Source organism: Mycobacterium sp. NGS58, from assembly GCF_059812385.1.
Map to the genome: position 1 here is coordinate 219,722 of NZ_JCALCO010000006.1, position 9,731 is coordinate 229,452.

The 9,731-nt window shown below is 66.4% G+C and carries 9 protein-coding genes and 1 pseudogene; 8 read left to right on the forward strand and 2 right to left on the reverse strand.

What is annotated here, in order from left to right; all coding sequences use genetic code 11:
* Positions 1–50 precede the first annotated feature (50 nt).
* The 5 genes from AC5Y4H_RS08425 (at position 51) to AC5Y4H_RS08445 (ending at position 5,310) form a co-directional block, all read left to right on the forward strand.
* Entirely contained in the window at positions 51–2,621 is a 2,571-nt protein-coding gene (locus AC5Y4H_RS08425; RefSeq protein ID WP_499980262.1) for a SpoIIE family protein phosphatase, read from the forward strand.
* Positions 2,621–2,947 (forward strand): STAS domain-containing protein, encoded by a 327-nt coding sequence (locus AC5Y4H_RS08430; protein WP_499980263.1) that lies wholly within the window; start codon positions 2,621–2,623, stop codon positions 2,945–2,947. The genes AC5Y4H_RS08425 and AC5Y4H_RS08430 overlap by 1 nt, the downstream gene beginning before the upstream one ends.
* Before the next feature lie 106 nt (positions 2,948–3,053).
* Positions 3,054–3,485 carry a nitroreductase family deazaflavin-dependent oxidoreductase gene (locus AC5Y4H_RS08435; protein WP_499980266.1) on the forward strand — a complete coding sequence of 144 codons (432 nt, stop codon included), beginning with the start codon at positions 3,054–3,056 and terminating at the stop codon, positions 3,483–3,485.
* A 260-nt stretch (positions 3,486–3,745) separates the two neighbouring features.
* Positions 3,746–4,678 carry a class I SAM-dependent methyltransferase gene (locus AC5Y4H_RS08440; RefSeq protein WP_499980269.1) on the forward strand — a complete coding sequence of 311 codons (933 nt, stop codon included), beginning with the start codon at positions 3,746–3,748 and terminating at the stop codon, positions 4,676–4,678.
* Positions 4,675–5,310: a class I SAM-dependent methyltransferase gene (locus AC5Y4H_RS08445; protein WP_499980272.1), complete on the forward strand. Its 636-nt coding sequence runs from the start codon at positions 4,675–4,677 to the stop codon at positions 5,308–5,310. The genes AC5Y4H_RS08440 and AC5Y4H_RS08445 overlap by 4 nt, the downstream gene beginning before the upstream one ends.
* Before the next feature lie 90 nt (positions 5,311–5,400).
* On the opposite strand, the gene AC5Y4H_RS08450 is transcribed toward AC5Y4H_RS08445, so the two are convergent.
* The gene (locus AC5Y4H_RS08450) at positions 5,401–5,997 is read right to left on the reverse strand and encodes a hypothetical protein (RefSeq protein WP_499980273.1); all 597 of its coding nucleotides are present in this window, start codon (positions 5,995–5,997) and stop codon (positions 5,401–5,403) included.
* Positions 5,998–6,386: 389 nt separating this feature from the next.
* Between AC5Y4H_RS08450 and AC5Y4H_RS08455 the strand changes: the two genes are divergently transcribed.
* Both AC5Y4H_RS08455 and AC5Y4H_RS08460 read left to right on the forward strand, forming a co-directional pair.
* Positions 6,387–7,100, forward strand: coding sequence for a VIT1/CCC1 transporter family protein (locus AC5Y4H_RS08455; protein ID WP_499980274.1), 714 nt, complete (start codon positions 6,387–6,389; stop codon positions 7,098–7,100).
* A gap of 211 nt (positions 7,101–7,311) precedes the next feature.
* Positions 7,312–8,529, forward strand: a pseudogene (locus AC5Y4H_RS08460) (class I adenylate-forming enzyme family protein); the annotation flags it as partial.
* A gap of 55 nt (positions 8,530–8,584) precedes the next feature.
* Here the strand turns inward: AC5Y4H_RS08460 and AC5Y4H_RS08465 are convergent.
* Positions 8,585–9,205 (reverse strand): TIGR03085 family metal-binding protein, encoded by a 621-nt coding sequence (locus AC5Y4H_RS08465; RefSeq protein ID WP_499980276.1) that lies wholly within the window; start codon positions 9,203–9,205, stop codon positions 8,585–8,587.
* A gap of 105 nt (positions 9,206–9,310) precedes the next feature.
* Between AC5Y4H_RS08465 and AC5Y4H_RS08470 the strand changes: the two genes are divergently transcribed.
* Positions 9,311–9,731 (forward strand): ATP-binding protein (locus tag AC5Y4H_RS08470; RefSeq protein ID WP_499980277.1); only part of this gene is annotated, 421 nt, incomplete at its 3' end.

Sequence of the window (9,731 nt, forward strand, 5' to 3'; positions counted from 1 at the left end):
GCCCAGATACCGAACATTCGTGTTCACCCCACCGTTTACCGTTGGTACCTATGGACAGCGACCAGAGCGAGTCCGCCTTCACTTGGCAGGGCCCGCGCGAGCTGGTGAGCCGAATGCATGATCAGCTCGACGAGCTGGTGGCGGCGCGTGACCAGATGGAACAGCTGGTGCGCGTCATCGTCGAGATCGGCTCCGATCTGGACCTGGACGTGACGCTGCACAGAGTCCTCCAAGCCGCGATGGAGTTGACCGGCGCCCGGTATGCCGCGCTGGGCATCCGCGCGTTCGACGGGGCCCTCGTTTCTTTCGTGCATGCGGGAATCGACGTTGACACTGCGCGCCGGCTCGGCGATCTTCCGGTCGGCGACGGCCTGCGCGTCGATGATCTGAGCACGCATCCCGATACCGCCGAGTTGGCCGGACACAATCCGCCGATGCATGCGCTGCTCGGGATTCCGATTACCGTGCGGGCCGCGAACTTCGGCAGCCTGTACCTCGCCGACGACCGACCAGGGCGGGTTTTCTCCGACACGCAGGAAGGCGCCGTACGCGCCATGGCTACGGCGGCCGCCGCCGCCATCGACAATGCCCGGCTCTTCGAGCGGGAACGTGAAGCGGCGAAATGGACGCGGGCCAGCCGCGAGATCACCACAGCGTTGCTGTCCGGCGACCCGCAGACAGGGCCGTTGCAGCTGATCGTGAACCGGGCGCTGGAGCTGGCCGGTGCCGAGCAGGCCATCCTGCTGGTTCCGCGGGAGGCCGACCTGCCCGTCGAACAGGTCGACACCCTGGTCGTAGCCGCGACCGCGGGCCGGTACTCCTCGGAGGTGATCGGTCGACAAGTTCCGATGGACGGCTCGACCACCGGCGGCGTGGCCCGCCGCGGTCTGCCGCTGATCACCGATTCCTTTCAATACCCGATCGAGGGTTTCACCGATGTCGGTGAACGCTCCGCGATCGTCATGCCGCTGATTGCGGACGACGCGGTGCTTGGCGTCATCGCCGTCGCGCGAGACCCGCACCAGCCCGCGTTCGGTAACGACTACCTCGAATTGGTAAGTGACTTCGCCCGGCACGCGGCGATCGCCTTGGCGTTGGCGGCGGGGCGCGAACACGCACTCAACCAGGAACTGGCCCAGGCCGACACCGTCGATGACGCGGTGCGAGCCGCCGCTGAGGAACTGCGCCGGCTCTGGCGGGCGCGCCGTGTGCTGGCCGTCACCTTCCCGGCCCAAAGTTCCTCGACCGAACCCGCCTTCGGTGCGCCGCGGATCGTGTCGGTTGGCGAGCCCGCGCAGTGGGCCGAGCTGCCACCGCGCATTCAGGAGGGGCTCAAAGCGTTGCGCGACGGCGACCTGCTGACCCCCAATGCGGCGCAGCCCGGAACGGCGGGCATTGGGCTGCAACACCCCGAAGGAGTCCTCGTGGTCTGGATGGACTTGACCGCGCAGCGTCCATTCACCCTCGAGGACCAGACCTTGCTCACCGTCCTGGCCGGGCGACTCGGCCAGGGCTTGCAGCGAGTGCATCAGGTAGATCAGCAGCGCGAGACCGCGTTGGCGCTGCAGCACGCGATCCTGGGTCCCGCCGACCTGCCCAGCGGTTTCGCGGTGCGCTATCAGGCCGCGACGCGTCCCCTCCAGGTTGGTGGTGACTGGTACGACATCGTCGACCTGGACGACGGGCGCATCGCGTTGGTCGTCGGCGACTGCGTCGGCCATGGCCTGGCTGCCGCCGCCGTGATGGGCCAGGTGCGCAGTGCCTGCCGCGCCTTACTATTCGAAAACCCAAGTCCTGGCGCAGCTCTCGCGGGGATGGACCGCTTTGCCGCGCGCCTGCCCGGCGCGCAGTGCACCACCGCTGTGTGCGCGGTGCTTACCCCCGAGACCGGTGAATTGGTCTATTCGAGCGCCGGTCATCCGCCGCCCATCCTGGTACACGGAGACGGCAGCACCCAAACCCTCGACGATGGGCACACCATCGCATTGGGGATACGGGCAAACTGGATTCGGCCGGAAGCCCGCGTGACCATCCCGGCGCGTTCGACCCTGTTGCTCTATACCGACGGACTGGTCGAACGTCGCCGCATTCCGCTCGACCACGGCATCTCCCGCGTCGCGGCCGTCGCGCAGGATTCGCGCGCTTTGAAACTGGAGGATCTGGCGAACCAGGTCATGTCCCGGGTCGCACCGCGCGGCGGATATCAGGACGACGTTGTGCTGCTGCTCTACCGCCACCCGGCCCCGTTGGAGCTGAACTTTCCCGCCGACGTCAACCAGCTCGCGCCTACCCGTACTGCCTTGCGCAACTGGCTGACCCGAGCCCGGTTGGACCCCGATCAAGCCCTGAACGTGCTAGTCGCCGCCGGGGAAGCCGTCGCCAACGCCATCGAACACGGTCATCGTCATAGACCGCAGGGCACAATTCGGCTGGGAGCGGTGGCGCTCGGCGACGAGGTCCAGTTGACCATCACCGACACTGGCTCGTGGAAGCCCCCGGAGCCGGCCTCGTACCCTCACCGAGGTCGGGGCATCCCGCTGATGCGAAGCCTCATGCGCGACGTCGACATTCGGCCCGATACCGGCGGCACCACCGTCCACCTATCCACGAGGATCACCTGATGACCAGCCCGCTCACGCTCGACACCGCACGCGGCAGCGACGGGAATTTCGTACTGGTCGCCGCTGGGGAGATCGACATGAGCAATATCGATGCGTTCAGCCGCGCGCTGGCCAATGCCGCAGCCGAGGCGTCCGGCGATGACGAAGCATTACTCGTCGACCTGAGCGCGGTGGAGTACCTGGACAGCGCCGCCATCAACGCCTTGGCCGCTCACGCCGAGAGCATTAAGCTCGTCGTGCACCCCATCCTGATGCCCGTCCTCAGGGTCAGCGGTCTCGCCGAATTGACCATCATCGAGCCCGCGCCGCCGGCAGCGGGTCGGTGACATATCTGCGATACTCAGACACGCCCGCTTGTGCTGGGTTGCCTTGCAGTGCAATATAAACGAGCTTGTGTTGGCCGACACCCCTGCCGCGTGCCACGATGGCGTCATGGCTGACGACGCGCTGAGCTCGGAACGGGAATTCAACGAACAAAACATTGAAGAGTTTCGCCGCAATGGTGGCAAAGTGGGCGGGCAATTCGAGGGCTTCCCGCTGCTGCTGCTGACTTCGACCGGTGCGCGAAGCGGCGCCCAGCGGGTCAACCCGGTCGCGTACTTCGATATCGACGACAAGATTTATGTCGTCGGCTCCGCCGCGGGTCGGGACAACAACCCCGCCTGGGTGCACAACATTCGCGCCAACCCTCGCGTGTCTGTCGAGATCGGCTCAGAGCCCGCGAAACCCGCGACCGCCCGCGAATTGCCGCGTGACGAAAGGGATTCAGTCTACCCGGTGGTGGTCGAGCGTGCTCCCGGGTTCGGCGAATACCAGCAACGCACCGACCGGCTCATCCCGGTCTTCGAATTGGTGGCCGACTGAAGACACAGGCCGCCGACGGTGAATGCGCCCCCGGTTGGGGCTGGAGCGTCGATCTGAGCGAATGGGTATTCTTGGCCCCGGCCGCGAACGGACCGGGCGGACCCGGGGGGCCACGGGGGCCGCATTAAATGATCCCGCTAGCTGCGGCAGCGTGACGCTCGGACTCGCGAACTAGTTGCGCTGCGAGCCGCGGGAACTTTGTGTGCCTGCCGGTCGTTATACCAGCTAAGTAACCTGTGACTCCGAGGGGGACAAACCGCATGCCACGCACAGACGACGACACCTGGGATTTGGCCACCAGTGTGGGCGCGACCGCGACGATGGTCGCCGCCGCGCGAGCGATCGCGACCAACGCCGACAACCCGCTGATCGAAGACCGCTTTGCTGAGCCGCTGGTGCGTGCCGTAGGAGTGGACTTTTTCACGCGCTGGGTCTCAGGTGACCTAGTGGCCGCCGACGTCGACGACCACGAGTCGGGCTGGAAGCTCGGACACATGCCCGCCGCAATGGCTGCTCGGACCCGATTCTTCGACTCGTTCTTTCACGCCGCGACGCAGGCCGGAATCCGGCAGGCCGTGATTTTGGCATCGGGCCTGGACGCGCGCGCCTACCGGTTGGCTTGGCCGGCTGATATGACCGTCTTCGAAATCGACCAGCCGCAGGTGATCGAATTCAAGGCCGCCACGCTGGCCAAGCTGGGCGCCGCCCCGCGGGCCGAGTTGCGCACGGTGGCCGTCGATCTGCGCAACGACTGGCCAAAGGCTCTGGCGGAAGCCGGCTTTGACAAGAGCCAGCCCACGGCCTGGATCGCGGAGGGGCTCTTTGGGTATCTGCCGCCGGAAGCGCAGGATCGCCTGCTGGACAACATCACCGCACTCAGCGCTGACGGCAGTCGCCTGGCGTGCGAAGCTATTCCGGACATGTCAGAGGTAGACACCGAGAAAGCCCACGAGATGATGAGCAGTGCCACCGCCAAATGGCGTGAGCATGGCTTCGACCTGGAATTCGGCGAGCTCGGCTACCAGGGCGAGCGTAATGACGTCTCCGCCTATCTCGACAACCTGGGATGGCGGTCGGGCGGAGTGCGGATGGGTGAGTTGTTGGCCGACTCCGGTCTCGACGCGATTCCGCAGACCAACGACTCCGTGTCGATGGCCGACACGATCTACTACAGCTCGGTGCTGAGCAAATGACGGCACCGCAGCGACGAGGGCTCAACGAGGCCGTCACGCGGATGTGGAGTTTTCTCGCGCCGGCTTACGATCTGCCCTTCTTGCAACGGTGGGTCTACCGACCTCCGCATAACGAGGTGATAGCCCAGCTGCGCAACCACGGCGCACGCAAGATCGCTGATATAGCCTGCGGCACAGGTATTTTGAGTGATCGAATTCAGCGTGAACTGCAGCCCGACGAGATCTACGGCGTCGACATGTCCGACGGCATGCTGGGCCAGGCTCGTGCAAGGTCGGATCGGGTGCAGTGGATGCGCGGCCCGGCCGAGCGGCTTCCTTTTGACGACGGCGCCCTGGATGCGGTCGTGACGACCTCCGCCTTTCACTTCTTCGATCAGCCCGCGGCGCTGCGTGAATTCTATCGTGTGCTGGCTCCGGGTGGCCTGGTGGCGGTCTCGGCGCTGAGCACGCGGCAACCGCGGCTGCAGTCATCTGCGAACTCTCGGTGGAAGCCGCAACACAACACGTCCGCGCCCGAGATGCGGACGTTGTTCGAAGATGCCGGGTTCGTCATCACGGATCAACACCGGATCCCGCGACCGGTGTGGACGGCGCTCGTATCCGACCTGTTGACCGTCGGCACGAAAAGTTAGAGAAAGCGCCGGGCAGGAAAGCCGTTCGGCGCCAGCGCATACAAGCGACGACGCCCGCTTCGCCAATCGGCGAAGCGGGCGTCTTGTCAGCTATCGATCACAGCGGGATCCACACTCCGAAGAGCCAGAAGCCCCACTGGTTGAAACCGGGATCCCAGATGGGCGTTTCCTGGTAGCCCCAGTAGTTGATCGGGCCGTAACCCCACTGCCCACCGGGCGGGGGGAGCGGTCGATCCCATGCCGGCCGCGGCGGCGCACCCGCGCCCCACGGGCCAGGCCCATCGCCCCACGGTGCCCCGCGGAAGTAACCACGCTGGGCGTCGCCGTGCCACGGGCCGCCAGGGTGAGGATCCGGTCCGCCGAATCCATTCGGGGCGCCGGGGTGATCGCCGGGACCGCCGGGGTGATCAGCGGGGCCGCCGGGGTGATCAGCGGGGCCACCGGGGTGATCAGCGGGACCAGCGGGACCGTTCGGTCCGCCGGGGTGCTGCGCTGGACCAGCGGGATTGCCGGGTCCTCCACCCCCTGGGCCGCCGTGCGGGCCACCGGGGCCCACAGGCCCGCCCGGATTGCCCGGATCATTGGGACCGGCAGGCGCCGGCCCGCCATGATTACCGCCGGGACCGCCCGCAGGCGGGGCGCCATGACCACCAGGAGGCTCCGGCGCTCCGGGAGCAGCGTTGGCAAACCCGGCGCCCATTCCCAGGGCCGCAGCGCTGAGCGCTCCGGCGATGGTCACCCCTCCGACAAGTTGCTTCAACTTCATGATGCTTCACCTATCCACCAGGGATTAATCGCAAGGAAGTTCCTTGGAACACCCCCCGTTACCACCCCGACGTTAAATAGCTTCCCTATGGATCAGCTGTGACTCGCCCGTGCGCAACTTTTGGCCCGGCCTCCATCACCCATTCGTCGCGGCAGCCCATCCGGGCCCAGTCGTCCGCCACGGGACTGCCGTACCTTTCGGCATCAGGCGTTTGACCGCGGACAGAGGCCGTCGTCAACCGGCGCGCGAAGGGGTTTGGGAAGGCTACGTTGGCTAGTCCGCCGGAGTTTTCCTCTATAGGGTTGCGGCCGTGTCGAATGCGTCACATCCGCACGAACCGCACGTCGGTTCGGTGTCATCGAAGCTGAATTGGCTGCGCGCGGGCGTCCTGGGCGCTAATGACGGGATCGTCTCCACCGCGGGCATCGTCGTGGGGGTCGCGGCGGCCACCGCCGAACGCGCCCCGATACTGACCGCCGGTAGCGCCGGACTGGTCGCGGGCGCGGTGTCGATGGCGCTGGGCGAATATGTCTCGGTCAGCACCCAGCGTGATACGGAGAAGGCGCTGTTGAGGCAGGAACGTCGCGAATTGCGCGACGATCCCGTCGCCGAATTGGACGAGCTCGCGACGCTATATGAGGCAAAAGGCCTCACGCCGGCGACCGCCCGCACCGTGGCCGAGGAACTCACCGACCACAATCCGCTGCTGGCCCACGCCGAGGTCGAACTGGGCATCAACCCCGAGGAGCTGACAAATCCCTGGCAGGCGGCATCGTCCTCGGCGCTCTCGTTCGCGATTGGTGCCCTGCTGCCGTTGATCGCAATCCTGGTCCCGCCCACGACGTGGCGAGTCCCCGTCACCGTCGCCGCGGTCCTCATAGCGCTGGTGATCACCGGTGCGGTCTCGGCCCGGTTGGGCGGAGCGCCAAAGGGTAGAGCGATGCTGCGCAACGCCATTGGCGGCAGTCTCGCGTTGGCGATCACCTACGCAATCGGTCATCTGGTGGGCTCCGCGATCAGCTGACCGTGGGGAGGACGGTGCATATTCGGAGACTGGAAGCGCAACTGTAACATCGACGGTTGCGGTCCTCAGCCGAGCCCGCCAATCCCAGACGCGGAGAGTCAAGCAGTGGCCGAGCTCGATATCGTGCCGGATGAAGCCCAATGGGCGGAACCGACGCCCTACTTTGTGCGCGACGACAAGTACTTTGTGCCAACCAAATTCGCGCGCGGAGCCCGAGTTTTGGCGCGGTTTCGATCACGGTGGGCTCGCTCGAGGATTAGCGGGGGACACCGGCTTTGAGGCCGTGACCCTCGACCTGGCAACACCCCCGGCCGCCGGTGAGCTGCGGCTGCCCGGCGCCGCGCTCGAGGCCCTGCCGGCGCCGCCAAGTGCCGCCCTTGAGGCACGCTGGATCTACTACTCCTCGGGAACCACCGCAGCACCCAAGGGGATCCGTCATACCGACACATCTGTCATCGCCGGCTCGGCCGGAGTGGTCGACATGGTGGGCGCCAACAGCAGCGACGTGGATCCGATCGCCTTCCCGATCGCCCACATCGGCGGCGCCGCGATGCTGGCCACCGCGCTGCTGACCGGCATGCGGCTGGCCCTGTTCGAGACGTTCGACCCGGCCACCACACCGTGGGCCATCGCCGCGCACAATCCGACGTTCCTGGGCACCGCGACCCCGTTCTTCGTCGCATTCCTCGAAGCCCAACGGGCTCAAGGCGATCGCCCGCTGTTTCCGTCGGTGCGGGGCTGCCTGGCCGGCGGCGCGCCCATCACCGCCGAACTGGGACGCCAGGTCCGCGAAACCTTCGGCCTGGCCGGCATCGCGAATGCGTGGGGAATGACGGAGTTTCCGTGCGCAACCTCACCCTCGCTGACCGCGGCGCCCGAGGTGCTCGACCATACGGTCGGCCCGCCGGTGCCTGGGGTCGAGGTGCACGTGGTCGACGGCCGAGGCGTCGAGGTGGCCGCCGGACAGGAGGGGGAGCTGCGGCTGAAGGGACCCCAGTGTTTCCTCGGCTACGCCGACCCGACGCTCGACGCCGGTGCCTTCGACAGCGACGGGTGGCTGCGCACAGGCGATCTCGGCCTGATCGATGCCAGCGGCAACGTCCGCGTCACGGGCCGTACCAAGGATGCGATCATCCGCAACGCGGAGAACATCTCGGCCCTGGAAATCGAGAATGCCCTGGCCACCCATCCCGGCGTCGCCGATGTCGCCGTCATCGGCATTCCTGACCCGCGCACCGGCGAACGCGTCTGTGCCGTCGTGGTTCCCGCGACGGCCGGCGGCGTGTCGTTGGAATCCCTTGTGCGACATTGCCAATCACGGGGGCTAAGCCGATACAAACACCCCGAGCATCTGGTGGTCGTCGACACGTTACCGCGCAATCAATTCGGCAAGGTGATCAAGAAGGAACTGCGCGAGGCGTTCGGGTGAAGCGTGCTAGCACGTCTCATGTTGCGGTGACGACACTGCACACAGCCCCGCCGGCCTACAGACCCTTGGGCGCATCGCGGACGGCCTGCACCGCGGCGGCGTCGCCGTCGAATTCGACCATGGCCTGTCGCCCCACCGAGAACAGCAGCAGCTCGTCGGGCGCCCCAGTCACCGTCACCGCCGGCCCCTGACCCGCGGTGAGCACCGTCTTGCCCTCGGTGGTACGCAACGCCACCCGCCCGGGCGTCTTGGCGAGTGTGAGCCGGGCCATCAACGGCAGGGTGCGCCGCAACATCTTGCTCAGCGCGGGCTCCAGAGAGCGCGGCTGCCAGCCCGGCTGCGCGCGTCGCACGTCCTCGTGGTGGATGAACATCTCGGCCACATTGGCCACCGGGTCGAGCAGTTTGAGCGGCGAGTAGACCGGCGGGCCCGCGGCGAGCTTGCCAACCAGCTCGTCCCAGTCGTTCTGCTCGGCCACCTGGTTCTGCACCTTCTCCGTGTGGGAGGCGAAGAAGGGGATCAGGATGCCCGGTGCCGCGTCCGGCCGGTACTCGCGGATCACCAGGTGGGCGGCCAAGTCCCGCGTCTTCCATCCCTCGCACAGGGTCGGCGCATCGGGCCCGACGCCGCGCATTGTTTCCACAAGGGCGGCACGTTCGCGTTGAGCAACAGACATCCGTTCAGCCTAGAGCCGGTCGCCCCCGGACAGCACGGGTCCACCGCGCACCACTCGTCGGCAGCTCGGTTAAATTTGGGACGTCATGTTGTCGAAGGGAATCTCATGAGCGCGCACGTTGAGCAGTTGGAGTTTCAGGCAGAGGCTCGGCAGCTGCTGGACCTGATGGTCCACTCCGTCTACTCCAACAAGGACTCGTTCCTGCGAGAGTTGATCTCCAACGCTTCCGATGCTTTGGACAAGCTGCGGCTTGAAGCGTTCCGGAACAAGGACCTGGACGTCGACACCTCCGACCTGCACATCGAGATCGACGTCGACAAGAATGCGCGCACCCTGACCATCCGCGACAACGGCATCGGGATGACCCGCGCCGAAGTGGTCGACCTGATCGGCACGCTGGCCAAGTCCGGCACCGCCGAGCTGCGCAAACAATTGCGCGAGGCCAAGAACGCCGCGGCCTCCGAGGAACTCATCGGTCAATTCGGGATCGGTTTCTATTCGAGCTTCATGGTCGCCGACAAGGTCG